The organism is Pseudomonas sp. SDO5215_S409 (assembly GCF_054071325.1).
In genome coordinates this window covers 169,784-195,665 of record NZ_JBSVWN010000001.1, presented here as the reverse complement: position 1 = coordinate 195,665, position 25,882 = coordinate 169,784, and the positions used below count along the sequence as shown (strand labels likewise).

Annotated in this window: 17 protein-coding genes; 13 read left to right on the top strand and 4 right to left on the bottom strand. The window is 63.6% G+C overall.

Translation table 11 applies throughout. The annotated features are described in order from the left end of the window. Positions 1 to 2: 2 nt before the first annotated feature. The 4 genes from ACW9H9_RS00595 (at position 3) to ACW9H9_RS00580 (ending at position 8,961) form a co-directional block, all read left to right on the top strand. Positions 3 to 1,337, top strand: coding sequence for a TolC family outer membrane protein (locus ACW9H9_RS00595; protein ID WP_457340979.1), 1,335 nt, complete (start codon positions 3 to 5; stop codon positions 1,335 to 1,337). A 43-nt stretch (positions 1,338 to 1,380) separates the two neighbouring features. After that, positions 1,381 to 4,308, top strand: coding sequence for an autotransporter serine peptidase EprS (gene eprS, locus ACW9H9_RS00590; RefSeq protein WP_457340980.1), 2,928 nt, complete (start codon positions 1,381 to 1,383; stop codon positions 4,306 to 4,308). Positions 4,309 to 4,386: 78 nt separating this feature from the next. Then, the gene (locus ACW9H9_RS00585) at positions 4,387 to 7,431 is read left to right on the top strand and encodes an autotransporter domain-containing protein (protein WP_457340981.1); all 3,045 of its coding nucleotides are present in this window, start codon (positions 4,387 to 4,389) and stop codon (positions 7,429 to 7,431) included. 99 nt (positions 7,432 to 7,530) lie between these two features. Next, on the top strand, positions 7,531 to 8,961 hold the full coding sequence (locus tag ACW9H9_RS00580) for a polyurethane esterase (RefSeq protein WP_457340982.1): 1,431 nt from the start codon (positions 7,531 to 7,533) through the stop codon (positions 8,959 to 8,961). Positions 8,962 to 9,008: 47 nt separating this feature from the next. Here the strand turns inward: ACW9H9_RS00580 and ACW9H9_RS00575 are convergent, their stop codons facing one another. Then, a complete protein-coding gene (locus tag ACW9H9_RS00575) occupies positions 9,009 to 9,275 on the bottom strand; it encodes a hypothetical protein (RefSeq protein WP_457340983.1) in 267 nt (88 codons plus the stop codon). A 196-nt stretch (positions 9,276 to 9,471) separates the two neighbouring features. On the opposite strand from ACW9H9_RS00575, the gene ACW9H9_RS00570 reads away from it, so the two are divergent. Further along, a complete protein-coding gene (locus tag ACW9H9_RS00570; RefSeq protein ID WP_457340984.1) occupies positions 9,472 to 9,621 on the top strand; it encodes a hypothetical protein in 150 nt (49 codons plus the stop codon). Positions 9,622 to 9,761: 140 nt separating this feature from the next. Here ACW9H9_RS00570 and ACW9H9_RS00565 read toward each other — a convergent pair whose 3' ends face one another. Further along, a complete protein-coding gene (locus ACW9H9_RS00565; RefSeq protein WP_457340985.1) occupies positions 9,762 to 9,986 on the bottom strand; it encodes a YgdI/YgdR family lipoprotein in 225 nt (74 codons plus the stop codon). A 187-nt stretch (positions 9,987 to 10,173) separates the two neighbouring features. Between ACW9H9_RS00565 and ACW9H9_RS00560 the strand changes: the two genes are divergently transcribed. Both ACW9H9_RS00560 and ACW9H9_RS00555 read left to right on the top strand, forming a co-directional pair. After that, the gene (locus ACW9H9_RS00560) at positions 10,174 to 11,820 is read left to right on the top strand and encodes a VRR-NUC domain-containing protein (RefSeq protein WP_457340986.1); all 1,647 of its coding nucleotides are present in this window, start codon (positions 10,174 to 10,176) and stop codon (positions 11,818 to 11,820) included. Continuing rightward, positions 11,817 to 14,099, top strand: a complete 2,283-nt coding sequence (locus ACW9H9_RS00555; RefSeq protein WP_457340987.1) for an ATP-dependent DNA helicase — start codon at positions 11,817 to 11,819, stop codon at positions 14,097 to 14,099. Before ACW9H9_RS00560 ends, ACW9H9_RS00555 begins: the two co-directional genes overlap by 4 nt. A 22-nt stretch (positions 14,100 to 14,121) precedes the next feature. On the opposite strand, the gene ACW9H9_RS00550 is transcribed toward ACW9H9_RS00555, so the two are convergent. Beyond that, positions 14,122 to 17,724, bottom strand: coding sequence for a transporter substrate-binding domain-containing protein (locus ACW9H9_RS00550; protein WP_457340988.1), 3,603 nt, complete (start codon positions 17,722 to 17,724; stop codon positions 14,122 to 14,124). Positions 17,725 to 17,782: 58 nt separating this feature from the next. Continuing rightward, entirely contained in the window at positions 17,783 to 18,409 is a 627-nt protein-coding gene (locus ACW9H9_RS00545; protein WP_457340989.1) for a response regulator, read from the bottom strand. Positions 18,410 to 18,653: 244 nt separating this feature from the next. Here ACW9H9_RS00545 and gbpA point away from each other — a divergent pair, with 244 nt between their 5' ends. The 6 genes from gbpA to gspF all read left to right on the top strand — a co-directional run bounded on the left by gbpA (position 18,654) and on the right by gspF (position 25,881). Beyond that, positions 18,654 to 20,120 carry an N-acetylglucosamine-binding protein GbpA gene (gbpA, locus tag ACW9H9_RS00540; protein WP_457340990.1) on the top strand — a complete coding sequence of 489 codons (1,467 nt, stop codon included), beginning with the start codon at positions 18,654 to 18,656 and terminating at the stop codon, positions 20,118 to 20,120. 67 nt (positions 20,121 to 20,187) lie between these two features. Further along, positions 20,188 to 20,736 (top strand): cytochrome b, encoded by a 549-nt coding sequence (locus ACW9H9_RS00535; protein WP_457340991.1) that lies wholly within the window; start codon positions 20,188 to 20,190, stop codon positions 20,734 to 20,736. Positions 20,737 to 20,750: 14 nt separating this feature from the next. Next, entirely contained in the window at positions 20,751 to 21,281 is a 531-nt protein-coding gene (locus ACW9H9_RS00530; RefSeq protein ID WP_457340992.1) for a type II secretion system protein N, read from the top strand. An 8-nt stretch (positions 21,282 to 21,289) separates the two neighbouring features. Continuing rightward, positions 21,290 to 23,203, top strand: a complete 1,914-nt coding sequence (gene gspD, locus ACW9H9_RS00525) for a type II secretion system secretin GspD (RefSeq protein ID WP_457340993.1) — start codon at positions 21,290 to 21,292, stop codon at positions 23,201 to 23,203. Continuing rightward, a complete protein-coding gene (gene gspE / locus ACW9H9_RS00520) occupies positions 23,200 to 24,669 on the top strand; it encodes a type II secretion system ATPase GspE (protein ID WP_457340994.1) in 1,470 nt (489 codons plus the stop codon). The genes gspD and gspE overlap by 4 nt, the downstream gene beginning before the upstream one ends. A 3-nt stretch (positions 24,670 to 24,672) precedes the next feature. After that, positions 24,673 to 25,881, top strand: a complete 1,209-nt coding sequence (gene gspF / locus ACW9H9_RS00515) for a type II secretion system inner membrane protein GspF (RefSeq protein ID WP_457340995.1) — start codon at positions 24,673 to 24,675, stop codon at positions 25,879 to 25,881. Position 25,882 lies beyond the last annotated feature (1 nt).

Below are 25,882 nucleotides of genomic sequence, written 5' to 3'. Positions count from 1 at the left end.
GCATGAAACCGCTGTTCCTCGCCTTGCTGTTCACCTGTGCCAGTGCCCAGGCCGCCATGGGCCCGTTTGATGTGTACGAGCAGGCCCTGCGCAACGATCCGGTGTTTTTGGGCGCCATCAAGGAGCGCGACGCCGGCCTTGAAAACCGCACCATCGGCCGCGCCGGGCTGCTGCCCCGGCTGTCGTACAACTACAACAAGGGCCGCAACAACTCCGAGGCCCACTTGCCCGATGGGCGCGGCGGCAATGTGCGCGACGACCGTAACTACAACAGCTACGGCTCCACCTTCACCCTGCAACAGCCGTTGTTCGACTACGAGGCCTATGCCGGTTACCGCAAAGGCGTGGCCCAGGCGCTGTTTGCCGACGAGAGTTTTCGCGACAAAAGCCAGGCCTTGCTGGTGCGCGTGTTGACCTATTACACCCAGGCCTTGTTTGCCCAGGACCAGATCGACATCGCCCGCGCCAAGAAAAAAGCCTTCGAGCAGCAGTTCCAGCAAAACCAGCATTTGTTCCAGCAAGGCGAGGGCACGCGGACCGACATTCTGGAAGCCGAATCACGCTACGAGCTGGCCACCGCCGAGGAGATCCAGGCACTGGACGAGCAGGACGCGTCCCTGCGTGAACTGGGCGCACTGATCGGCGTGCAAAGCGTCAACATCAACGACCTGGCGCCGCTGAACCCGCAGTTTGCCGCGTTCACCCTGACCCCGGCCAACTACGACACCTGGCATGAACTGGCGCTGACCAACAACCCGACCCTGGCCTCCCAGCGCCAGGCCGTGGAAGTGGCGCGCTACGAAGTGGAGCGCAACCGCGCCGGGCATTTGCCGCGCATCACCGCGTACGCCACCTCGCGCCAGCAGGAGTCCGACAGCGGCAACACCTACAACCAGCGCTATGACACCAACACCATCGGCGTGGAAGTCAGCCTGCCGCTGTATGCCGGTGGCGGTGTGTCGGCGTCCACCCGCCAGGCCAGCCGCTCGATGGAACAGGCCGAGTACGAGCTGGAAGGTAAAACCCGCGAAACCCTGATCGAGCTGCGCCGCCAGTTCAGCGCGTGCCTGTCGGGGGTGAGCAAGCTCAAGGCATACCAAAAAGCCCTGGTGTCGGCCGAGGCGCTGGTGGTGTCGACCCGGCAAAGCATCCTGGGCGGCGAGCGGGTGAACCTCGACGCCCTGAATGCCGAACAGCAGCTGTACAGCACCCGTCGCGACCTGGCGCAGGCGCGTTACGACTACTTGATGGCCTGGACCAAGTTGCACTACTACGCGGGCAATTTACGCGACACCGACCTCGCCACGGTGGACGAAGCCTTCGGCCCGGTGCGCTGATCGCACCCACGCGAAACGGCAAAAACAATAAAAGGAACGTTTCATGAACAGGGATTTTCATCGTTTCACCCCCCTTGCGGCGGGTGCGTTGCTGCTGTCGGCCACCGCCCAGGCGCAGTACGTCGAAACCGGCCAGCCGGGCAACCCCGCCAGCTGGCAGTCGGCCGAGTTCCAGAGCGACTGGGGCCTGGGCCGCCTGAAAGCCGATCAAGCCTACGCCGCCGGTATCACCGGCAGCGGGGTAAAGATCGGCGCGCTGGACTCAGGCTTCGACCCCAACCACCCCGAAGCCTCTAAAGACCGCTACCACGCGGTCAGCGCCAGCGGCATCACGGGGGCGCTCAACCCCAACAACGATTCCCACGGCACCCACGTCACCGGCACCATGGGCGCTGCCCGTGACGGCGTGGGCATGCACGGCGTGGCGTACAACGCGCAGGTCTACGTCGGCAACACCAATGCCAACGACAGCTTCCTGTTTGGCCCCACCCCTGACCCTAAATACTTCAAGGCCGTGTACAGCGCGCTGGTGGATTCGGGCGTGCGCGCGATCAACAACAGTTGGGGCAGCCAGCCCAAGGACGTCAGTTACCAGACCCTGGGGGACCTGCACGCCGCCTACGCCCAGCACTACAACCAGGGCACCTGGCTGGACGCGGCGGCGGATGTGGCCAAGGCGGGCGTCATCAATGTGTTCAGCGCGGGCAACAGCGGCTATGCCAACGCCAGCGTGCGGTCGGCGCTGCCGTATTTTCAGCCTGAGCTTGAAGGGCACTGGTTGGCAGTGTCGGGGCTGGACAAGGCCAACAACCAGAAATACAACCGGTGCGGGATTGCCAAGTACTGGTGCATTGCCACCCCCGGTGCGTTGATCAACAGCACCGTTCCCGACGGCGGCTACGGAGTCAAGTCCGGCACCTCGATGTCGGCGCCCCATGCCACGGGAGCGCTGGCGTTGGTGATGGAACGTTATCCGTACCTTAATAACGAGCAAGCGCTGCAGGTGCTGCTGACCACCGCCACGCAACTGGACGGCTCGCTCACCCAGGCCCCCAACACCACCGTGGGCTGGGGCGTGCCGGACCTGGGCCGGGCGATGCAGGGGCCGGGCCAGTTGCTGGGGCCGATGAACGTCACGTTGGCGGCCGGGCAGGGCGATGTGTGGCGCAACGGGATCACCGACACCGCGCTGCTGCAGCGCCAGGCCGAAGACCGCACGGAACACAGTGCCTGGCAGCAAACGCTCCAGGACAAGGGTTGGCAAAACGGCCTGCCGACCAACGCCAGCCAGCAGGACCAGACCGACTACGCCGTGGGCACCGCCCGTGACCTGGCCGCCGCGCAGCGGGTGTACGAGGGCAGCCTGATCAAGTCGGGCGCCGGTAGCCTGGTGCTTACCGGCGACAGCACTTACCGCGGCCCCACCACCGTCAATGGCGGGCTGTTGGCGGTCAACGGCTCGCTGGCGTCCAACGTGACGGTCAACGACAGCGGCACACTGGGCGGCGCCGGGCGTGTCGGCGGGTTGACGGTCAACCGCGGCGGCACCGTGGCGCCGGGCAATTCGGTGGGCACCTTGCAGGTTGCCGGGGATGTGAACCTGGGCGCGGGCTCCACCTATGCCGTGCAACTCACGCCCACCCTTAGCGACCGCATCGTCGCCGGCGGCAAGGCCGTGCTGGGCGGCGGCAGCGTGGCCCTGGCGCTGGAAAACAGCCCGGTCCCATTGAGCACCACCGAGGCGCGCAGCCTGATCGGTCGCCACTACACGCTGCTGCAAGCCGCTGGCGGCATCGAGGGGCAGTTCGGCGCCGTGCTACCCAATTACCTGTTCATTGGCGGCACCCTGGACTACGCCGCCCATGACGTGCAGTTGGAGGTGGTGCGCAACGACGCAAGCTTTGCCAGCGTGGCCGCCACCGGCAACCAGCGCGCCGTGGCCGCTGCGGCCGAGCAGTTGGGCGCAGGCAACCCGGTGTACGAAAGCGTGTTGCGTGCAGACACCCTGGCCACCGCACGCCAGGGTTTGCAGCAGCTCTCCGGGGAAATCTACCCGGCCATTGGCGCGACGTTGATCAACGACAGTCGCCAGGTGCGCGACGCCGTCGGCGAGCGCCTGCGGCACGTGCCGGTGAGCGGTGAGCGCAACCTGTGGCTCAAGGCCCTGGGGTCCTGGGGCAAGGCCGATGGGCGCAGTGACACGGCGGGCTACAGCACCTCGCTGGGCGGCTGGCTGGCCGGTGCCGATGGGGCGCTCGACGAGCAGACCCGCGTGGGCGTGGTGGCCGGTTACAGCGACAGCTCGCTGAGCATGGGCAGCGGCACCCATTCTTCTGCGTCCATCGACAGCTATCACCTGGGCGCCTACGCCGGACGCGAGTTAGGGGATTGGCGCCTGACCGTCGGCGGTGCGTACAGCTGGCATCGCGGCGACGTGAAGCGCGACCTGCAATACGGTGACGTCAGCGGCAAGCAAAAAACCAAACTGGACGCGCGCAGCGCCCAGCTGTTCACCGAGGCGGCGTACCGCATCGACCTGCAAGCCCTGGCCCTGGAGCCGTTCGCCAACCTGGCCTACGTGCACCTCAACAGCGAGCGGTTTCACGAAAAAGGCGACGCCGCGGCGCTGCAGCGCGGCAGCGACCGACGCGAGGCGGTGTTGAGCACGCTGGGCATCCGTGGGGTAAAAAACCTGATGCTCAACGATCGCCAGCCACTGGCGCTGTCCGGCTCACTGGGCTGGCAACACAGCGTGAGCCCGGTCGCGTCCCAGGAGCATTTGGGGTTTGTGGCCGGTGGCCCCGCGTTTGCGGTGCAAAGCACGCCATTGCTGCGCGATGCCGCGCTGGTGGGGCTTCAAGCGAGCCTGGCGCTGAGCCAGGCCACCCAGGTCAACCTCGATTACAGCGGGCAGTTGGGCGGCGGGCAGCGCACGCAAGGCGTTGGCCTGAGCCTCAATTGGCAGTTCTGAACCGAGGGCAGCACGTCAGCACGGCGTCAGGGAGATTGAATTTTTACACCAGCACTCAAAACACTAAGGACGGTTACCGTGAAAACAAAAACACCAGGGTTAAAACCCGCCAGCGCGTTGTTGTGCTGCCTGGCCGGCCTGGGTACGGCCCAGGCCGCACCCTACGTCGAAACCGGCAAGTTGGGCGACGCCGCCAGTTGGCGTAGCGCGCAATTCAAGGCTGACTGGGGCCTGGGCGCGATCCACGCCGACAGCGCCTACGCCGCCGGTTACACCGGCCAGGGCGTGAAGCTGGGGATCTTCGACCAACCCGTGTACGCCCTGCACCCCGAGTTCGCCAGCCCGGGCAAAGTGGTTAACCTTGTGACCGAAGGCATTCGCCAATACACCGACCCGTATATTCCGGTGAAAGCAGGCGATGCGTTTCGCTACGACGGCACCCCATCGCTGGGCTCCAACGGCAAGCTGGGCAACCACGGCACCCATGTCGGCGGCATCGCGGCCGGCAACCGGGACGGTGGGCCCATGCACGGCGTGGCGTTCAACGCGCAGATCATCAGCGCCGAAAACGGCGACCCGGGGCCCGAAGACGGGATCATCCTGGGCAACGACGGGGCGGTGTACAAGGCGGGGTGGGATGCGTTGGTGGCGAGCGGTGCGCGCATCATCAACAACAGCTGGGGCATCGGGATCGGTGATGAGTTCGCCAAAGGCGGGCGGGATCCAGCGTTTGCCAATTTCACGGTCAATGAAGCGCAAGCGCAGTTCGATCATATCCGGCCTATTTTGGGGACCCTCGCAGGCGGTGCCTACCAGGGCGCCATCGACGCCGCCCGCAGCGGCGTGCTGACCATCTTTGCCGCAGGCAACGACTACAACCGCAACAACCCGGATGCGATGTCGGGGCTGGCGTATTTCGTGCCGGACATCGCCCCCAACTGGCTGTCGGTGGCGGCCTTGCAACAAAACCCCGACACCAGCAGCAGCGTCCCGTATGTGATCAGCACGTTCTCCTCGCGCTGCGGTTATGCCGCAAGTTTTTGCGTGTCGGCACCCGGCACCCGCATCTTCAGCTCGGTGATCAACGGCACCAGCCTGGACAACCTCACCACCGACTGGGCCAACTTCAACGGCACCTCCATGGCCGCGCCCCATGTGGCGGGCAGTGCGGCGGTGTTGATGGAGCGGTTCCCGTACATGAGCGGCGAGCAGATCGCCACGCTGCTCAAAACCACGGCCACCGACCTCGGCGCGCCGGGCATCGACGCGTTGTACGGCTGGGGCATGATCAACCTGGGCAAGGCGGTCAACGGGCCCGGCATGTTTATCACCGCAGAAGACATCCCGGCCGAATTTCGCATCGACGGGGCCTATGGCAGCACCCAGTTCGTGGCCAACCTGCCGGGCGTCGGCGCGGTGGTGGATGCGGGCAAACCCACGCAACGGCTGTGCAACGACGTGCACTGCGGCCTGGATGTGTGGAGCAACGACATCGCCGGTCACGGCGGCCTGACCAAACTGGGCATCGGTACGCTGGTGCTGACCGGCGCCAACACCTACAGCGGTCCGACGCTGGTCAACCAGGGGCTGCTGGCGGTAAACGGCTCGATCACCTCTGACGTCACCGTCAGCGACCGCGGCGTGCTGGGCGGTTCCGGGCGTATCGGCTCGCTCACCGCAAAAGACGGCGGCACCGTGGCGCCGGGTAACTCCATCGGCACCTTGAACGTGGCCGGCGACGTGACGTTTGAGCCTGGCTCCACTTATGCGGTGCAGTTGTCGGCCAACAGCAGTGACCGAATCGTCGCGGGCGGCAAGGCTACGCTCAACGGCGGCAACGTGACCCTGGCGCTGGAAAACAGCCCGACATTGCTCAGCCCCGCCCAGGCGCAGAGCCTGCTGGGTCGCCAGTTCAACATCCTGCAGGCGGCCGGTGGCATTAGCGGGCGTTTTGGCGCGGTGCTGCCCGACTACCTGTTTTTGGGCGGCACCCTGAACTACGCCGCCGACGGTATCCAGCTGGACGTGGTGCGCAGCGCCAACAGTTTTGCCAGTGCGGCGGTCACCGACAACCAGCGCGCGGTGGCGGCGGCGGCCGAGCAACTGGGCGCAGGCAACGGCGTGTACGAAAGCCTGTTGCTGGCGCCGGATGCGGTGGTCGCGCAAGGGGCGTTCCAGCAGTTGTCCGGGGAAGTCTACCCGGCGCTGCAAAGCGCGCTGGTCAACGACAGCCGCTACCTGCGCCAAGCGGTGGGCGAGCGCTTGCAGCACGGCGAAATGGGCACGTCCACCCAGACCCTCGACACCCGTGGCAACGTCTGGGTCAAGGCCCTCGGTGCCTGGGGCAAGACCCGCAGCGCCAGTGAGACGGCGGGCTACACTTCCGCCATCGGCGGCCTGCTGGCCGGTGTGGACGGTGCGCTGGATGACGATACCCGCGTGGGCCTGGTGGGCGGCTACAGCGACACGTCGTTGAACCTGGGCGACGGCACCCATTCAAGGGCTTCGGTAGACAGCTATCACCTGGGCACTTACCTGGGGCACGAAATCGGCGCCTGGCGCCTGAGCGGCGGCGCGACGTACAGCTGGCACCGCGCAGACGTGAAGCGCGACCTGCAATACGGCGCGGTGGAGGGCAAGCAGAAGGCCAAGGTCGAGGCGCGCAGCACGCAAGTGTTCACCGAGGCGGCGTATCGGTTGAACTTGCAACCGATGGCGCTCGAACCGTTTGCTAATCTGGCTTACGTGCACCTGGATACCGACGGCTTCACCGAGAAGGGCGATGCGGCGGCGCTCAAGGGCGGCGAGGACACCCGCGACCTGGTGTTGAGCACCCTGGGGCTGCGTGCATTGAAGCAATTCAACCAGGTGCAGGTGTCCGGCACCTTGGGCTGGCAGCACAACCTGAGCGCGACCGATGCCGAGCGGCATCTGGCGTTTGCCTCGGCCAGCACACCGTTTACGGTGCAAAGCTCGCCCATGGTGCGCGATGCGGCCTCTGTTGGGGCGCGGGTCAGCGTGGCGTTGACCCGCGACGCGCAGGTGAACTTTGACTACAACGGCCTGTTGGCGGGCAAGGAGAATATTCAAGGGGTGGGCCTGAGCCTGGACTGGGCGTTCTGACCCCCTCGATCGCTCCCATGCATGGCGTGGGAGCGAGCGTCATATGAATCTGTGCAGTTTCAGCTTTCTCGACAATTCCAACAAAAGAGAGGCAATACCATGGGTGTCTTTGACTATAAAAACCTCGGGACCGAGGGCTCCAAGGCGTTGTTTGCCGATGCGATGGCGATCACGTTGTATTCCTATCACAACCTCGATAACGGCTTTGCCACCGGCTACAAGCACAACGGCTTCGGCGCCGGGATGCCGGCCACGCTGGTCACGGCGTTGATCGGCAGCACCGACTCCCAAGGGGTGATCCCCGGGATCCCCTGGAACCCGGACTCGGAAAAAGCCGCGCTGGCGGCCGTGCAAAAGGCCGGTTGGACGCCCATCAGCGCCAGTGCCCTGGGGTACGGCGGCAAGGTCGATGTGCGCGGGACCTTTTTTGGCGAAAAGCCTGGCTACACCACCGCCCAGGTCGAGGTGCTGGGCAAGTACGACGCGGGCGGCAAATTGCTGGAAATCGGCATCGCCTTTCGCGGCACGTCCGGCCCCCGGGAAACCCTGATCAGCGACTCCATCGGTGATCTCATCAGTGACCTGCTCGCAGCGCTGGGCCCCAAGGATTACGCCAAGAACTATTCGGGCGAGGCGTTTGGCAACCTGTTCAAGAGCGTCGCCACCTACGCGGCCAATCACGGCCTGAGCGGCAAGGACGTGGTGGTCAGCGGCCACAGCCTCGGCGGGTTGGCCGTCAATAGCATGGCCGACCTGAGCACCAGCAAATGGTCGGGCTTCTACAAGGACGCCAAGTACGTGGCCTATGCCTCGCCCACCCAGAGCGCGGGCGACAAGGTGATCAACATCGGTTACGAAAACGACCCGGTGTTTCGCGCACTGGACGGCTCCACCTTCAACCTGTCGTCGCTGGGCGTGCACGACAAACCCCATGAGTCCACCACCGACAACATCGTCAGCTTCAACGACCACTACGCCTCGACGCTGTGGAACGTGCTGCCGTTTTCCATCGTCAACCTGCCCACCTGGATCTCCCACTTGCCCACCGGCTACGGCGATGGCATGACCCGCATCCTCAATTCCAAGTTCTACGACCTGATGACCCGTGACTCGACGATTATCGTCGCCAACCTGTCAGACCCGGCCCGGGCCAACACCTGGGTGCAAGACCTCAACCGCAACGCCGAGCCCCACAAGGGCCCCACGTTCATCATTGGCAGCGACGGCGATGACCTGATCCAGGGCGGTAAGGGGCCGGACTTTATCGAGGGCGGCAAGGGCAATGACACCATCCGCGATAACAGCGGCCACAACACGTTCATGTTCAGCGGGCAGTTCGGCAACGACAAGATCATCGGCTATCAGTCCACCGACAAGCTGGTGTTCAAGGATGTGCCGGGCAGCACCGACTGGCGTGACCACGCCAAGATGGTCGGCGGCGATACCGTGCTCAGCTTTGGCAAGGAGTCGGTGACGCTGGTGGGCGTAGGCATCAACCACGTGTGGGGTGATGGCGTGTCCATCGGCTGAACACGCGCCCGGTGTGGGCCGGTTGCCACACCGGGCGCGATCAGGCGTCAATGCCAGTAATACCCATGGTGCCAGCCACCGTAATAGGGCCGCGGCGCGTAGCCGTAATAGTGCGGCCGCACCCAGTAGCCGCGTGGGGCATAACCCCAATGCCCGTAATAGACCGGCGGCGGTGGGCCTTGAACCACCACGACCGGCGCAGGTTGTGGTTGGCGAATGATGATGGTATCGGCAAACACTGGCGTGCTGGCCAGCGCCGCCCAGGTCAGGGAGATGAGCAGCAGTGTGCGCATCACTCGAGGTATGAATGCCATGGCAGGTGTCCTCCGTCACATCGCCTTCGAAGATGAGGGCGATTACCGGGTTAAACGCGGCAGGCGGGGAAATCCTTCGGTGAAAATTTGTTTAGGTCGGATAAAAAAGACCCGGGATGGCGACGGATCGCCGGGGGCGCTCACGTTCAACTGATACCTGCGAGAAAGCTCGCGTGTTGACTGTGAGGAGTTGAACATGTCCCGCCTTGGGTTGGTTCTGTGTGCCGTGGTGCTGCTGGGCTTGAGCGGTTGCGTGGTGTCGCCGGGCTATTGCTGCTATCACCCGTATTACCATGCGTACTACCCGGTTTATCACCCGTACTACCATCCGTATTACCGGTATTGAGGCGCGCGCGGTTTAACTCACGTCGCGTCTCAGAGACCATTGCGGGCAAGCCTGCCCCCACTGTTTTGATCGGTGAACCCGATCAGGCGTGGGGGCGGGCTTGCCCGCGAGGGTTGTTAACGGTGGCCAACGTCGCCGGTTTATTTTTCCTTGCGCACGGTGGCCACATCATCGGCCTTGATCCGGATGCGCTTGCCCGCGATGTCGGTGAATTCATAGAAACCATCGGCCGTCTTGGCGTTGGGGATGTCTTTGGTCAGGTATTGAGTGCCGTTCTGCAAGGTCACGACGGTTTGCGTCGAGCAACCAGCCAATACCAGCACGGTCAACATCGCTACGGACAACCCCAGATTTTTCATGCTCATTACCCTAGTCCTGACTGTTCAAAAGCCCGCGCCTGAGCGGTCGCGGGTTGCAAATGTTACGCGATTCACTCCCATCTGATCGTTTTTATGCAAAAAGTTGCGTGCGCCTTTGATCTATTACTGATTGCAACAGCGTGGCGGGAACGGCACTCTGTATGCATAACCAGTGTTTGTTCAAGTGCCCGCAATGTCGAATCCTCTGGAAGATCCGTTCTACTACCTGCATAACTTTCGCCAAGTGCTCGCCTGGCTGAGGTTACGTTATGCCGACGTGTTGGACGCCCAAGAACAGTGTTTCATTCAGCAATTCGACAGCCTGCCGCAGGCCTCGCAAGCCCTGCTGGTACGCATGGTGATGCGCAAGGGCGCGCATTTTCGCGCTGACAAGCTCAATTACGCCGAAATCGGCGACACGCGGGCGGCGGTGCTGCCCTTGCTGCAACACGGGTGGGTGACGGAGCAGTGCCTGCTGGCGTTCGACGAACTGTTTGGCCTGCTGCAAAAAGCCGAGATTGTGCAGGCGTTCGGGCCCTGGATCGCTCAGCCCCGGGGCAAAAAGGCCGACTGGCTGGAGGCCTTGTCGGCGCAGTTTGTCGAGCCGCGCAGTTTCCGGCAGTGGTGCCCGGCGCTGGCCGATACGCTGTACAGCCTTACGGTGATGGACCTGTGCGACCGCCTGCGCCTGATGTTTTTTGGCAACCTCTACCAGGACTGGTCGGAGTTCGTGCTGGCTGACCTTGGCATTTACACCTACGAAAAGGTCGAGTTCTGCGCCGAGTCGCGCGGCCTGCGCAGCCGTGATGACGTGCAGGGCTTTCTGTTCCTGCACCAGTGCCAGCAGGCCTTCGAAGCTGGGCAGGCGCTGGAGACGGTCTTGGCGCACATCGCCCGCCTGGTCACCGACAACCCCTGGTTGGAGAAACGCCGCGCCAAACTGTTGTTCCAGATCGGTCAACACTGCGAACGCAGCGCCGAACTGAGCCTGGCCGAGGCGATTTATCGCGATTGCGCCCACCCGGGCGCCCGTGCCCGGTTGATCCGTGTGCTGGAGCGCCAGGAGGCGTTTGCCCAGGCCCTGGCGCTGGCTGTCCACGCGCAACAGGCGCCGTACAGCGCTGGCGAGCACCAACACCTCTTGCGCGTGGTGCCGCGCCTGCAACGCAAACTCGGCGGGCCCGCCGTGCCCAAGGCTAAACCCCGGCCCGTGGCGCGACTGGACCTGGAGCTGGCGCTAAACCCGCTGATGTCGGTGGAATACTGCGTGCAGGCGCACTTGCACGAAGACACAGGCCCCGTGCATTACGTGGAAAACAGCCTGATCAACTCGTTGTTCGGCCTGTTGTGCTGGCCGGCGATTTTCGCGCCGTTGCCGGGCGCGTTCTTCCACCCGTTCCAGCGCGGCCCGGTGGACTTGCACAGCGAAGACTTCCATCCACGCCGCGCCGAATGGTTCGCCCGTTGCTTCGACGAGCTGCAGGACGGGCGCTACAAAACCACCATCCGCCAGCGCTACGTTGAGAAGTGGGGCATTCAGTCGCCCTTCGTCTTTTGGGGCGCCCTGACCGAAGAGCTGCTGGAGCAGGCCCTCGATTGCCTGCCCGCCGAGCACTTGCACCACTGGTTCAATCGTTTGCTGCTGGACATCCGCGCCAACCGCACGGGCATGCCCGACCTGATCCAGTTCTGGCCCGCACAAAAAACCTACCGCATGATCGAAGTCAAAGGCCCCGGTGACCGGCTGCAAGACAACCAACTGCGCTGGCTGGATTTTTGCGGCGAGCACCAGATGCCCGTCACCGTGTGCTACGTGCGCTGGGCCGAGCAGGTCGCTTGAGTTACCGCGTGGCGGTGCGTGCGTTGTGCGAGTTCACCGCCAAGGTCGGCGACCTCGACCTGCGCTTCACGCCGTCGCCCAGCGCCCAGGAAGGCATCGCTGGCCACCGCACCGTCGCTGCACGGCGCAGCGCGGGTTACCAGAGCGAGGTGGCGCTGGAGGGCCATTACCGGCAATTGACCGTGCGGGGCAGGGCGGACGGCTACGACCCGCAGCGCAATCAATTGGAAGAGGTCAAAACCTACCGCGGCGACCTGGCCAGGCAGCCCGCCAACCAGCGCCAACTGCACTGGGCCCAGGCCAAGGTGTATGGCTGGCTGATGTGCCAGACGCTTGGGCTGAGCGACATCGTGCTGGCCCTGGTGTATTTCGACATCGTCGGCGAACACGAAACCCTGCTCAGCCAGCGTTTTACGGCCGCCGAGCTGCAGGTGTTCTTCGAGCAGCAGTGCGAACGCTTCCTTGGCTGGGCCGAACAGGAAATGCGCCAGCGTGAGGCACGCAATGCGGCGGCGCAACACCTGGCGTTTCCCCATGCCGACTTTCGCAGCGGCCAGCGCACCCTGGCCGAAACCGTGTACAAGGCCGTCAGCACTGGCCGCTGCCTGATGGCCCAGGCGCCCACGGGCATCGGCAAGACCCTCGGCACCCTCTTTCCGATGTTCAAGGCCCTGGGGCCGCAGCAACTGGACAAGGTGTTTTTTATCACGGCCAAGACCCCCGGCCGGCAACTGGCCCTGGACGCCGCCAAGGTGCTGCACGCCAGCAGCCCCGAGTTGCCCGTGCGTGTGTTGGAACTGGTGGCCCGTGACAAGGCCTGCGAGCACCCGGGCAGCGCCTGCCATGGCGACTCCTGCCCGCTGGCCCGGGGCTTTTATGACCGTTTGCCCGCCGCGCGTGAAGCGGCGGCCCAGGTGCGCCTGCTCGACCAGCGCCACCTGCGGGACGTGGCCCTGGCCCACTCGGTGTGCCCGTATTACCTGAGCCAGGAAATGGCGCGCTGGAGCGACCTGATCGTCGCCGACTACAACTACTATTTTGATTTTTCCGCGATGCTGTTCGGCCTCGCCCAGCTCAACCAGTGGCGCGTCGCCGTGCTGGTGGACGAAGCCCATAACCTGGTGGACCGTGGCCGTGCCATGTACAGCGCGAGCCTTGACCAATACGCCCTCAAGACCCTGCGCGACAGTGCCCCCGAGCCCCTGAAAAAACCCTTGCAGCGCCTGAACCGCGAATGGAATGCCCTGCACAAGGACCAGGTCGCGCCGTATCAGGCCCACGCCCACACCCCCGGCAAACTGCTCAACGCCCTGAGCCTGTGCACCGGCGCCATGGCCGACTATTTCAACGATCACCCCGAACGCCTCGGCGGCGAACTGCAAACGTTCTATTTTGACGCGCTGCAATTTTCCCGGGTGGCGGAGCTGTTCAACGAGCACTTCATCTTTGACATCAGCAAGCGTGCGCTCGGCGGCAAGCGCAGCTCATCGCAGCTGTGCCTGCGCAACGTGGTGCCCGCCGGGTTCCTGGGCCCCCGGTTCGGCGCCGCACGCAGCAGCGTGCTGTTTTCCGCCACCCTGAACCCGCGCCAGTACTACACCGACCTACTCGGCATGCCCGCCGACACCGCGTGGGTGGATGTGCCGTCGCCGTTCAAGGCCGAACAGTTGCAGGTGCAGATCGTGGACCGCGTTTCAACCCGCTTTGCCCATCGCCAGGCATCGCTGGCGCCGATCGTCGAACTGATCGCCGAGCAGTTCACCCGCCAGCCGGGCAATTACCTGGCGTTCTTCAGCAGCTTCGACTACCTGCAACAGGTCGCCGACTTGTTTGCGCAGCGCCATGCACAGATCCCGGTGTGGCAACAGTCACGGGGCATGGCCGAGTCGCAGCGCCAGGCGTTTCTCGACCAGTTTACCGCGCAGAGCCAAGGCGTCGGGTTTGCCGTGCTCGGCGGCGCCTTTGGCGAGGGCATCGACTTGCCGGGCAACCGCCTGATCGGGGCGTTCATCGCCACCTTGGGCTTGCCGCAACTGAACCCGGTCAATGAACAGCTCAAGTTGCGCATGGGCGCCTTGTTCGGCGCGGGCTACGACTACACCTACCTGTATCCCGGCCTGCAAAAAGTCGTGCAGGCGGCGGGGCGGGTGATTCGCAGCCAGGACGACCGCGGCATGGTGATGTTGATCGATGACCGGTTTGGCGAGCCGCGCGTGCGGCAGTTGTTGCCGACGTGGTGGGGGGCAGGGCGCGATAAGGCGGACCTTACAACACCCTGACGCTTTTCTTGAACGTGCCGGTTTACGCCCCGGGCCGTGAAGGCGAGGTCAACAGGCACTCCACCAACCGTTGCAGGCAATCCTGCACGATCCCTATCACTTCCTGGCGGCTCTGCGGGTTGCAAGTGTCCTCGCACAGCGCCTGCAAGCTTTCGCAACTGACCATCAAGTGTTCGTACTGAATCAAGCGTGCGGCGCCTTTTACCCGGTGCGCGAACTCCGCCAGTCCCGGCAGGTCGGCATCGCGAACCATCCGGGTCAGCGCTTGAAGGTCGGCACGGGCACTGCTGAGCAGTTCGTCTTTCAAGCCTTGCATCACCTGGGCATTGCCAAAGGTGAACACACTCAGGTGTTGCTCGATCTGCTCGATACACAGCTCATCACCGTGCTCATCGGCAAAGTACGCCCTTTGCAAGGGCTGCAATTGATCGTTGAGGTGTTGCAGGCTGACGGGCTTGAACAGGCAGTCGTCCATGCCGGCATCGAGGCACCGTTGTTTTTCTTCAGGCACCGCATTGGCGGTGAACCCCAGCAGCAGGCAGGCTGGCTGGTGGGTGTCGCGTTCGTGTTGTCGAATCAGGCGCGCCAATTCATAGCCGCTCATGTCCGGCATGTTGCAATCGGTCACGACCACGTCGAACGCCTGCTCGCGCCACAGCGCCCAGGCGTGCGCGCCGCTTTCAGCCTCCAGGACCTGGTGGCCGAGGTACGTCAGTTGCTGCGTCAAGACCATGCGGTTGGCGGCGTAGTCGTCCACGATCAGCACGGTGAGCGCGCCGCCTTCAGGCAGGTCGCTGTGTACCGCGGGTGCGGCGGGTAGCGTGCTTGAAGAGGCCACGGGCAGGTCGAGTTTCAATACCACCTGCGTGCCCTGGCCTTCTTCGCTGGTCAGCGTCAGGGTGCCGCCCATGACCTCGACCAGCGAGCGGCTGATGGCCAGGCCCAACCCCGAGCCGGTCGCCATGTCGTGCTTGCCCACCTGGGTGAACGGGGTGAACAGGCGTTGCTGATCCGTGGCGCTGATGCCCACGCCGGTGTCTTCGATGATCACCCGCAGCCCCATCGTGTGCGGGGTGGGCAGCGGCTCAAGGCTTGCGTGAATGCGTACGTGGCCGACCGTGGTGTACTTGATCGCATTACTCAGCAGGTTCGCCACCACTTGCTTGAAGCGCAGCGAGTCGACCATGACGTGTTGATCGAGGGTCGGCTCGACATCCACGACCAGTTGCAGGTTCTTCTGGCGCGCCAGGCCGTCGAATACATTCACGATGCCCATCAGCAGCAGGTGCGGGTTGCCGCACTCGGGCATCAAATCCTTGTGGCCCGATTCAATGCGTGAAATGTCCAGAATGTCGCCGATCAACGCCAATAAGCCGCGTGAAGCCTCGGATGCGACATTGATGGCCGTCAGGTCGAGCACGCCCTGTTCGGCTTTTTTGGAGGCCATCTCCAACATGCCCAGAATCGCGTTCATGGGCGTGCGAATTTCATGGCTCATGGTGGACAGGAAGGCCGTCTTGGCGCTGTTGGCTTTGTCGGCCTGGTGCTTGGCCGCGTGCAGTTGCTCCATCAGTTGCTGGCGGTCGCTCACGTCCACCCAGCCGCCGATCAGCCCATCGACGCCACCGTCGTTGCCCTGATACGGAAGAATCCAGTGCTGGATGGTTTGCACCTTGCCAGTGGGCAGGATCAGCAGGCGGTCCTGGATCTGCGGGGTGTTGCTGGCCATCGCACGCAAGTAATCGTGGTGGTATTGCTGCGCCTGATCGTCGTCGGTCAGCGCGCTTTGCACCACCGTTTGTCCCAGTACCACGGGTTCGTCGGCGAGGCCGAACGCATGGCGGTAGGCGCTGTTGCAGGTCAGCAGGCGGCCCTCGCGGTCCCGCACGTAAAGCGGATGCGGGGTGCCGTCAATCAGTACGCGCTCGAACTTGAGGCGATCGCTCAGCGCCCGCTCGGCGATCTTGCGCCGCAGCACCTGGCGCCTGAGCAACACGATCCAGACCCCGGCGAGGATCAACAGCACGGCGAACACGGCAAAACTCTGCAGGATCGTTGTGCGGTGCGTGTCCCAATAGCTTTGCAACACCATGGGGCTGCGCCAGCGGTTATTGATTTCGTCCATTTCCTCGGGCGAGATGCTCAGCAACGACTTGTTCAAAATCGACAGCAGCAGCGGCGCGTCAGGGTTGACGGCAAAGGCCAGCTGGGCGCCGCTGCCGGCCACGGTGGAGGCGATTTTCAATGACGTTTGATAGTGCTGGGCAATCAGTGAGTGGGCGCTGGTCAAGATACCGATGCCGGCGTCGACCTCGCCGCTGGCCACCCACGCAAAGGCTTCGTGCAGGTTTTCGGCCGTGACGATCTGGATGTCCGGGTACTGCTGCTCAAGCATTTGCTGCTTTGAATTGCCGCTGATAATCACCAGTTTTTTGCCGGCCAGTTCGCCAAGGTCAGTGGGGCTGTGTGCCTCGTTACGCGTGATCAAGACCAGTGGGGCGAACGAGTAGGGCCGGCTGAAACTCAGTTGCTGTTCGCGGTCGGGGCTGGGCGCCAGTGCGGCGACCAGGTCGGCTTCGCCACGGCTGACCGTGTGGATCATCTCGTCAATGGAGGTGCTGGTTTGCGGGATGAACTTCAACCCGGTCTTGAGGCTGATCTTGGCCAGAATGTCGGCACTCAGGCCCCTGAGGCGGCCGTTGCCGTCAAAGAAACTGAACGGCAGAAAGTCCTCGTTGGCGATCACCTTGAGCTGGGGATGGGCCATCAGCCAGCGGGTTTCCTCGCTGGTGAAGTGCAAAGGCGGCACCCCGGTAACGCTGGCATCGCTGGCGTTCCAGCGGCGCGCGATGCTCATTTGCTCGCTGGGGGCAATCGCCTGCAACGCCGCGTTGACGGCCTTCAGCAAGGCGCCGTTGTGCCGGGCCAGCGCGAAGGCGAAGTGGTTGACCTTGATGCCCGGGTAATCGAGCAACTGGACGTTATTGAGGTAGCTCTTGTTGATCAGGTAACTGGTGGAAATCGAGTCGCCCAGGTAAAGGTCGGCCTTGGCAAAGGCCACCGCGCTGACGCCTGCGACAATCGAGGGGTAAAGCACGACGGTGGCGTCGGGGTAAAACGTCTTGACGGTACTGAGCGGCAAATAGTGGTTGACCATGGCAATGGTCTTGCCCGCAAACCCGGGGTCTTGAGGCCCGGCGTCGTGCACGCGTTCTACCAGCGTCGGCCGGTCGAGTATGTAGGGCTGGCTCAGTTGCAGGCCGGGGTCGCTGGCTTCAAATTCATTGGCCGAGGTCAGCAGGTCGATGTCCCCGTGCTTGAGCGCCTGGATCACGTCTTCCCGGCTTCGGTAGCGTTTGATCTGAACATCGACCGCCAGGAATTGACCGATAAGCCCCAAGTAATCGGCGCTGATGCCCTCGAATTCATCGGCATGGTTGGTGATGTCGAAGGGCGGGTAGTCGGGTTCCGAAATGCCCACCCGTAGCACGCGGGTGTCGTCGAGCGCTTGACGGGCTTGCGGGTCGGCGGCGATCACGCCGGACCGGCTCAGCAGGCGCAGTGAAGCGCTGTTGTCAGCGGCCCACGCCATGTGCATACAGGCCCAGAGCACAAGGGTGGTCATGAGAAGTTTCAACGCAAATGCCTCTCTGGAATAACGAACACGGGGGGCTGTAAAACCGTCAAATGAAGTTGTTGCGCCGCGCCATTTCTGCCAGTTCCACCACGGTGGTGATATTGAGTTTTGCGAAGACCCGGGATTTGTAGCAACTGATGGTTTTACTGCTGAGCAAACTATTGTGGGCGATATCTTTATTGCGCATGCCCCTGGCAAGTTGCTGGAACACCGACAGTTCACGGTTGGACAGCGACGAAATAAGTTGCTGCTCACCGGTGGCCACGTTGCTACTGCCATTGAGGTGCACCACGCTTTGCGGGAAGTACACATAACCGTCCATCACGGTCTTGATCGCCTGGGGCAGTGCGCTGAGTTCGTCGCTCTTGCAAATGAACCCGAAGGCACCGGCGGTGATGCAGCGCATGGCGTAATTTTCGGGTGACAGGTAGGTCAGGACGATGATTTTGGTGGTCAGCCCCAGCGCCCGAATGCGCTCGATGACGGTGATGCCGTCCATGCGCGGCATGGTGATGTCGAGCAATACCAGGTCGGGCTCCCACTGGCGAACCAACGCGATTGCATCGACACCATTGTCCGCTTCTGCCACCACCTCATGCCCGGCCTGAGTGACCAATGCCCGCACGGAGGCTCGGATGAAGGGGTGGTCGTCGACCAGCACGATCTTATGCATTACCTGCTTTCCTGAATTACCTGAGTTAAGTTTCGCGCCGGATACTAACGCTGTTTGACGCCAGACAAAACCGCGCAAGTTAGTTATCTGATTATTGTCTGTAAGAAAATTCTTGCAAGAATGTAAGTCATGACTCGCATAGCGAACTCAATCGCCTCGGTAGCATTTACTTCCGTTGTTCGGCATTACGCCGGGCAAAAACGGCGCCGCAGGGCGTTTCATTTGATGCAGCCTGGAAACAGTCATGAACTTAAAATTTTATAAAAGCAGTGCCTTGACCACCTGTGCATCCTCGGCAGTTCTTTTGTCGGTGTTGTTGGCGTCTCAGAGTGCTGGCGCACACGGCTACCTGGACGTGCCGCCGTCGCGTGCACTGCTGTGCCAGTCCGGTGTGAACACCCAGTGCGGTAATGCCCAGTACGAACCACAAAGTGTCGGCGAAACCTTCAAGGGCTTCCCGGCCGGTGTTGGCGGCGCGCCTCTGCAAGGCCCGGTCGACGGGAAAATCGCCAGCGGTGGCCACTCCTCGTTCTCGGCCATGGACGCCCAGACCGCGACCCGTTGGCATCTGACCGAGATCCACGACCGCACGATCGATTTCCAATGGCAGTACACCGCCGTTCACCCGGCAACCAAGCATGAGTATTTCATTACCCGAAATGGCTGGAACCCCAATGAGCCGCTCACCCGCGCCTCATTCGAGAGCACGCCGTTTTGTGAAGTCGACGGCCATGGCGAGAAGCCGGTGTCGGGTGCCAAGCACGCTTGCACAATCCCCGCCGACAAGTCGGGCCATCACGTGATTCTGGCCATCTGGACCGTGGGCGATACCGACGCTGCGTTTTACAACGTTGCCGACGTGAACATCCTTGCCGAGGCCGAATTGCCAGGGGGTTGGGCCGGTGTGGGCAGTATCGGGACGAACACCTCGCTGCTGGTCGGCGACAAGGTCAAGGCGCGGGCCTTTACGGTGAGCGGCGAGAAGCCGGAGTACAGCGTTGAAATCAGCATCGACAACCCGGAAGAAGGCACGCCGCAGAACTGGTCGTTCAAGCTGGCAGAAAAAATCAACCTGACCCAAAAACTGATTCGCGCCGGTGTGCGCAACGAGTCGGGTGAAATCGAGCCCATCAAGGGCAACAACACGATTTACGCCCAGAAAGAAAGCGGCGTCGTGCGCTACGAAGTGCAGCTGGACATGAAGGAAGACGCGTCTGCGACCCTGTCGTTTGGCACCGTCAAACCTGAGTACGTGCTGGAAAACGGCCTGGCCAAAGTCGATTTCGGCCTGGTGTCCAACCGCAAAATGAACGTCGAGGCCACGTTGCTCGATGAACATAACCAGTCGGCCGGTTCGGTCACAGGCGTTGTGGACAACAGCTCGGCCACCCTGGTCATGGACGTGCGCAGCAGCCCTGGCCAACACACCTTGACCTTGACCGGCACGACCCTGGACGGGCGCACCACACGCCAGGACACCCGGCCGGTGACGATGACGGGTGAGGGCGCCAACCTCGAATATGACTTTGTCTTCCCACAGGGCCTGGAAAGCTACACCGCCGGCACCAAAGTGCTGCAACCCAAAACCAACGAGGTGTATCAGTGCAAGCAGTTCCCGGCTTCGGGCTACTGCAAGCAATACACGCCCAACGCCAACGGTTTTGAACCGGGCGTAGGTGCACACTCGAACATGGCGTGGGACAAGCTGTAACCCCACCCGATGCCTTGGGCGGCCCGGCCGGGTCGCCCAAGGCGTTCTCTTCAGAGTCGAATCGAACATGTCCATATCAGGTTATTCGAGCCTGCGGATCCTGCTGCACTGGTTATCGGCGGCGGTCATTCTGTGGGTGTTGATGTCCGGCTTTTACGTGGCCTGCGTTGAGGTGCCTGCGGCCATCAAGGCCTCAATCGCCGCGTTCAACGTCTCGCTGGCAACGGTGTTTATCCCGTTCTTTGCCTGGCGCGTCGCCCTGGCCCTGCGTGACGCGCACGTGAGGCGGTTAAAGGCGCGGGGGCGCCTAGAGGTCGTCGCGCGGCTCGCGCATGTATCGATTTATCTGGTGGTGGGCGTGGTCCTGGCCAGTGGCGTGTTGATGATGGACCGCCCGGTGAGCCTGTTTGCCTGGCGCCAGTTTGGCCCGCTGTTGAGTGACCCGGCATGGATTGCCCGTTTTCTGGCCCTGCATGTGCAGGCCTGCCTGTTTTTGTCGGTGCTGCTGATGCTGCACATCAGCGCAGTGATTTTTCACCAGGTGCGCGGTGAACCGGTGTTGCCCCGAATGGGGTGGCGCCTGCGCAGCCGTGCGCCGCATATCCGGCACACGTGAGGAGGGGGGAGATGATGTCGCCATGGTTATCACCCATTGCAAACCCGCTGGGCGCCAGCTGCCTGTGGCTGTTACCACTGGCCTACGCGGTGCTGCTGTTCTGGCAGGAATGGCAGTTCCGTCAGGTGATGGTCGAACGCCCGGCCGTTGCCGCGGTGGTCGCAAGCGTGCCTGCACCGGTAGCGCTTGACGCCACGGCGGTGTCGACGGTGCTGGGGCTCGCGCCCGAAACCGCGCCTTCGCAAAGTGCGCAGCAGTGGGCGGTGCAGGCCTGCTTTGTGGCCAGTGCTGGCCTGTCCAAAGCGCTGCTGCGCGATGCGCAAGGCGCTCGCCTGTACCAGGTGGGGGACACGTTGCCGGGGGGCAGCGTGTTGCGCCGTGTCGAGGCCGATTACGTGGTGCTTTGGAGCAAGGGCCGTGAAGAGCGCCTGGCATTGCAGGCCCCGGCCAAACCTGTGCTGCACAAACTTGAGCCGACGGCCACGCCGCAGGTGTCAGCGATTTCCTTGCGTTACCTACGCCCGGTTCCGGGGCTGTCAGAGTGATTTTATTCATGCGTTATGTCCGCCGTTGCACCCCGCTGCGCGCCCTGTTGTTGGTGGCTTGCCTGGCCACCGCGCTGTTTCACCAGGCGGTGTGGGCCGGGGAAAAATGGCAACTGGCGATGAACAATGCCGAGTTGCGTGACATTGTCGAAGAGATGTCCGGCATCCTTGGCACCACGGTCGTGCTCGACCCCAGAGTGTCCGGGCGGGTGAGTGTGGTGTCGCGCCAGGCGCTTGATCGCGAAGGCGTTCGCCGGTTGTTTTATGCGGTTCTCGATGCCCATAACTTCACGGTGATCGACGAGGGCGACCGGATACTCATCGCCCCCGTGGCCGAGGCCAAAACCCGGGCGAGCCAGGTCGGCGCAAAAAAAGCCACGGCGTCGCAGTTTGTCACCCAGGTCATCGCGCTGGGCAGCAGCAGCGCCTCCGACATCGCAGGGCTGGTGCGCCCCCTGGTGTCGAGCAACGGGTATATCGGCCCGTCGGTTTCGGCCAACGCGCTCGTAATCACCGACACCGCGGCCAACGTGGGCCGGATCGCACAGGTGGTGCGCCAGTTGGACTCCGGGCAAAGCCAGTTGCATGCAGTGTTGCAATTGCAGCACGCCCAGGCAGCGGACGTAGCGCCGGTGATTGAAGCCTCGCTGGGCAAACGCAGCGCCGACACGCTGGTCCAGGTGCTGGCCGACACACGCACCAACCGGCTGGTGTTCGTGGGCCCGCCTGACGTGCGTCAACGCTTGAGCAACCTGGCGCGCAGCCTCGATATGCCGGCCAGCGCCGTACCGGACAACGCCCGGGTGATTCGCCTGCGTCACAGTGATGCGGGAAAACTGGCGGGGGTCCTCGAAACCATGGTGCAAGGCAAAAGCCCTGCGCCCACGGTCGCCGGTGCGCGCGACACGCCGACCGGCGCCGCCTTCATGATCAAGGCTGACGAGAGCCAGAACGCGTTGGTATTGATCGCCGAGCCCGCCCAGATCCGCACCATCGAAAACATCGTCCGCCAATTGGATCAGCCGCGGGCCCAGGTACTGATCCACGCGGCCATTGTGGAAATCTCCGGTGATATCGCGGATGCCGTCGGCGTCCAGTGGGGCATGAGCACCGGCGATGCCAAGGGGTTTATCAACTTCCCGGGCACCGACATTCCGATCATTGGCGGCATGACCTTCGACGACCAGAAAAGCGCACCGGAAGGGGCCCTGTTGCAACTGGGCAGCGACCGCTTCGGCGCGTTGATTTCTGCGCTGGCCAGCAATACCCGCAGCAACCTGTTGTCCACGCCAAGCCTGCTCACGCTGGACAACCAGGAGGCCGAAATCATTGTGGGCCAGAACGTGCCGTTCAAGACGGGCTCCTACGCCACCAACGGCACCGGCGCCGACAACCCGTTCACCACGGTTGAGCGCAAGGACGTGGGCATCAGCCTCAAGATCAAGCCCTACATCAACCAGGGCTCGACCTTGCGCCTGGAGGTGGAGCAAGAAGTCTCGGACATCGCCCCGTCGGTATCGGGCATCGACTCTTCGGACTTGATCACCAACAAGCGTGCGCTCAAGAGCACGATCCTGGCGGACGATGGCGAGATCATCGTGATTGGCGGCCTGATCCGCGACAACGTGCGGACCCAGACCAGCGGTGTGCCGCTGTTGCGCGACATTCCGTACCTGGGGGCGCTGTTTCGCTGGAGCCGTGACACGCAGACCAAAAGCAACCTGATGGTGTTCCTGCGCCCCACGATCGTGCGCAGCAAGGACGATTTGTCGGCGGTCAGTCAACAGCGCTACGACACGCTGCGTGAGTTGAGCAAACCGGGCGCGCAGGGCAACACTTCATTGTTGCTGCCTGCAGAGTCGAGCCAGTTGTTTGACCCGCCGGTGGTGGACCTGCGCAAAAAAGCGCCGAGCCCGCCATGAGTGAGCCGGTGCTGTTACCGTTTGGCTTTGCCCGCCGCTTCGGGATACTGCTGGACCGTGAAGGCACGCAGTGGCGCCTGGTGCTGCGTGCCGACACGCCGCTTTCGGCGGTGGCCGAGGCGCGCCGGGTCTATGGCCCGGCGTTGCCGATGGTGCGCGTGGACGCCCAGACCTTTGCGGCGCGCCTGGCCACGGTGTACCGCGAAGGCCAGAGCGCGGCGCAGCAGGTTGCCCAGGGCCTGGACGACGAACTGGACCTGCTGAGCCTGGTGGACCAGGTGCCGCAAACCGCCGATTTGCTGGAGCAGCAAGGCGATGCGCCGATTATCCGGCTGATCAATGCGCTGCTCAGCGAGGCGGTGCGCGAACAGGCCTCGGACGTGCACCTGGAAACATTCGAGCAGTACCTGTCGGTGCGGATGCGGGTCGACGGGCAATTGCGCGAAATGCTCAGGCCGCGCCGTGAGCTGGCGATGCTGCTGGTGTCGCGGATCAAAGTCATGGCCCGCCTGGACATCGCTGAAAAACGCGTGCCCCAGGACGGGCGCATCGCGCTGCGCCTGGCTGGGCACGAGGTGGACGTGCGTGTCTCCACCTTACCCTCGGCCCACGGCGAACGCGTGGTGTTGCGCCTGCTGGACAAACAGGCCGGGCGCTTGCACCTGCACCGCCTGGGCATGTCGGACGCCACCCTTGGCGCCTTGCGCCTGTTGTTGGGCAAGCCCCACGGCATCCTGCTGGTCACCGGCCCCACGGGTTCGGGCAAGACCACCAGCCTGTACGCGGCGCTCAGCAGCCTCAATGACCAGACCCGCAACATCCTGACGGTCGAAGACCCGATCGAATACCACCTGCCGGGCATCGGCCAGATGCCGGTCAACCCCAAGGTCGACATGACGTTTGCACGCGGTCTGCGCGCCATCCTGCGCCAAGACCCGGACGTGGTCATGGTCGGCGAAATACGCGACCGCGAAACGGCAGAAATCGCCGTGCAGGCCTCGCTCACCGGGCACCTGGTGCTTTCGACCCTGCACACCAACAGCGCGGTGGGCGCGGTCACACGCCTGGTGGACATGGGCGTGGACGCCTACCTGCTGGCGTCCTCGCTGGTGGGCATTCTTGCCCAGCGCCTGTTGCGGGCCCTGTGCCCGCACTGCAAGGCCTCGTACAGCGCCGATGCGGCGACCTGCCAGCGCCTGGGGGTGGACGGCGCCACAGCGCCGCCGTTGTTCCGGGCGGTGGGCTGTGAGCAGTGCCAGAAGGGTTACCGGGGACGCATCGGGATCTACGAACTGGTGACGGTGACCGGCGCCGTGAGCGCACTGATCCATCAGAGCGCCAGCGAGCACGCGCTCGGCGATGAAGCGCGCAAGGCCTCGGGCAGCCTGTTTCAGGACGGTTGCCAGCGCGTACTCGAGGGGTTCACCAGCGTTGACGAGTTACTGCGCGTGACACAGGAGGGCTGAGGCATGCCGACCTTCGATTACCGTGCCCAAGATGCCGGTGGCCGTGGCCGCCAGGGGCGCGTGGACGCCGACAACTCGCGCCAGGCCCGCCAAATGTTGCGCGCACAGGGGCTATGGCCACATCGTCTCAACGAGGTGCGGGCCAGCAGCGGGGCGCATTCAACGCCGCGTGCCGGGCGCTTGGGCGCCGCCGACCTGGCCATGCTGACCTTGCAGTTATCGACACTGATCCAGGCGGGGCTCCCGTTGGAGGAAGCGCTGGAGGCCGTGGCCCGGCAAAGCGCGAAGCGGCGGATCGCGGCACTGTTGTCGGCCGTCAGAAGCCGGGTGATGGAGGGGCACGCGCTGGCGACGGCATTGGGAGCGTTTCCCAAGGCGTTCCCCGAACTGTTTTGCGCCACGGTTGCCGCCGGTGAACGCTCGGGGCACCTGGGCCATGTGCTGGAGCAACTGTCGGCGTACACCCAGGCACGCCAGGCGTCGCGGCAAAAAATTCAAATGGCCCTGGTGTACCCCTTGATCCTGATGCTGGCCAGCGTGGCTATCGTCGGCTTTTTGCTGGGTTTCGTGGTGCCCGATGTGGTGAAAGTGTTTGTCGACAGCGGCCAGTCACTGCCCTGGTTGACCCAGGCGCTGATCGGCGTGAGTGACGGCCTGCGCCACCACGGCGTGTGGTTGGCGGCGGTGCTGGCGGGCGGTGTCGGGGCCTGGCGCTGGAGCCTTAAACAGCCGGCCTGGCGCTTGCGCTGGCACGGGCTGGCCTTGCGCTTGCCGGTGGCGGGCAAGGTGCTGCGCGAGATGGAAGCGGCGCGGTTTGCCAGTACGTTGGCGATCCTGGGCAAAAGTGCCGTGCCCCTGGTCGATGCCCTGCAAATCGCTGCCGCGGTGATCGGCAACCTGACCATTCGTGCGCGCATGGCCGACGTCGCCCGCTCGGTCCGGGAGGGCGGCACCTTGACCCGCGGCCTGGAGCTGGGCGGCGACGTGCCGCCGATGATGCTGCACATGATCGCCAGTGGCGAACGGGCGGGCGAGCTGGACGCCATGCTCGCCCGCGCCGCCGAACAACAAGAGCACAGCCTGGCGGCGCGCATCAGTCTGGTGGTGAGCCTGTTCGAGCCGTTCATGCTGGTGCTGATGGGCGCGGTGGTGCTGTTGATCGTGCTGGCCATTCTGCTGCCTATTTTAAGCCTCAACCAATTGGTGAACTGAC

Excerpts from the sequence above, each read along its gene's own strand:
- ACW9H9_RS00545 (WP_457340989.1), bottom strand. The coding sequence starts at position 18,409 with ATGCATAAGATCGTGCTGGTCGACGACCACCCCTTCATCCGAGCCTCC.
- ACW9H9_RS00580 (WP_457340982.1), top strand. The coding sequence starts at position 7,531 with ATGGGTGTCTTTGACTATAAAAACCTCGGGACCGAGGGCTCCAAGGCG.
- ACW9H9_RS00565 (WP_457340985.1), bottom strand. The coding sequence starts at position 9,986 with ATGAGCATGAAAAATCTGGGGTTGTCCGTAGCGATGTTGACCGTGCTG.
- eprS (WP_457340980.1), top strand. The coding sequence starts at position 1,381 with ATGAACAGGGATTTTCATCGTTTCACCCCCCTTGCGGCGGGTGCGTTG.
- ACW9H9_RS00575 (WP_457340983.1), bottom strand. The coding sequence starts at position 9,275 with ATGGCATTCATACCTCGAGTGATGCGCACACTGCTGCTCATCTCCCTG.
- gspD (WP_457340993.1), top strand. The coding sequence starts at position 21,290 with ATGCGTTATGTCCGCCGTTGCACCCCGCTGCGCGCCCTGTTGTTGGTG.
- gbpA (WP_457340990.1), top strand. The coding sequence starts at position 18,654 with ATGAACTTAAAATTTTATAAAAGCAGTGCCTTGACCACCTGTGCATCC.
- ACW9H9_RS00550 (WP_457340988.1), bottom strand. The coding sequence starts at position 17,724 with ATGACCACCCTTGTGCTCTGGGCCTGTATGCACATGGCGTGGGCCGCT.
- ACW9H9_RS00595 (WP_457340979.1), top strand. The coding sequence starts at position 3 with ATGAAACCGCTGTTCCTCGCCTTGCTGTTCACCTGTGCCAGTGCCCAG.
- ACW9H9_RS00570 (WP_457340984.1), top strand. The coding sequence starts at position 9,472 with ATGTCCCGCCTTGGGTTGGTTCTGTGTGCCGTGGTGCTGCTGGGCTTG.
- ACW9H9_RS00535 (WP_457340991.1), top strand. The coding sequence starts at position 20,188 with ATGTCCATATCAGGTTATTCGAGCCTGCGGATCCTGCTGCACTGGTTA.
- gspE (WP_457340994.1), top strand. The coding sequence starts at position 23,200 with ATGAGTGAGCCGGTGCTGTTACCGTTTGGCTTTGCCCGCCGCTTCGGG.
- gspF (WP_457340995.1), top strand. The coding sequence starts at position 24,673 with ATGCCGACCTTCGATTACCGTGCCCAAGATGCCGGTGGCCGTGGCCGC.
- ACW9H9_RS00530 (WP_457340992.1), top strand. The coding sequence starts at position 20,751 with ATGTCGCCATGGTTATCACCCATTGCAAACCCGCTGGGCGCCAGCTGC.
- ACW9H9_RS00560 (WP_457340986.1), top strand. The coding sequence starts at position 10,174 with ATGTCGAATCCTCTGGAAGATCCGTTCTACTACCTGCATAACTTTCGC.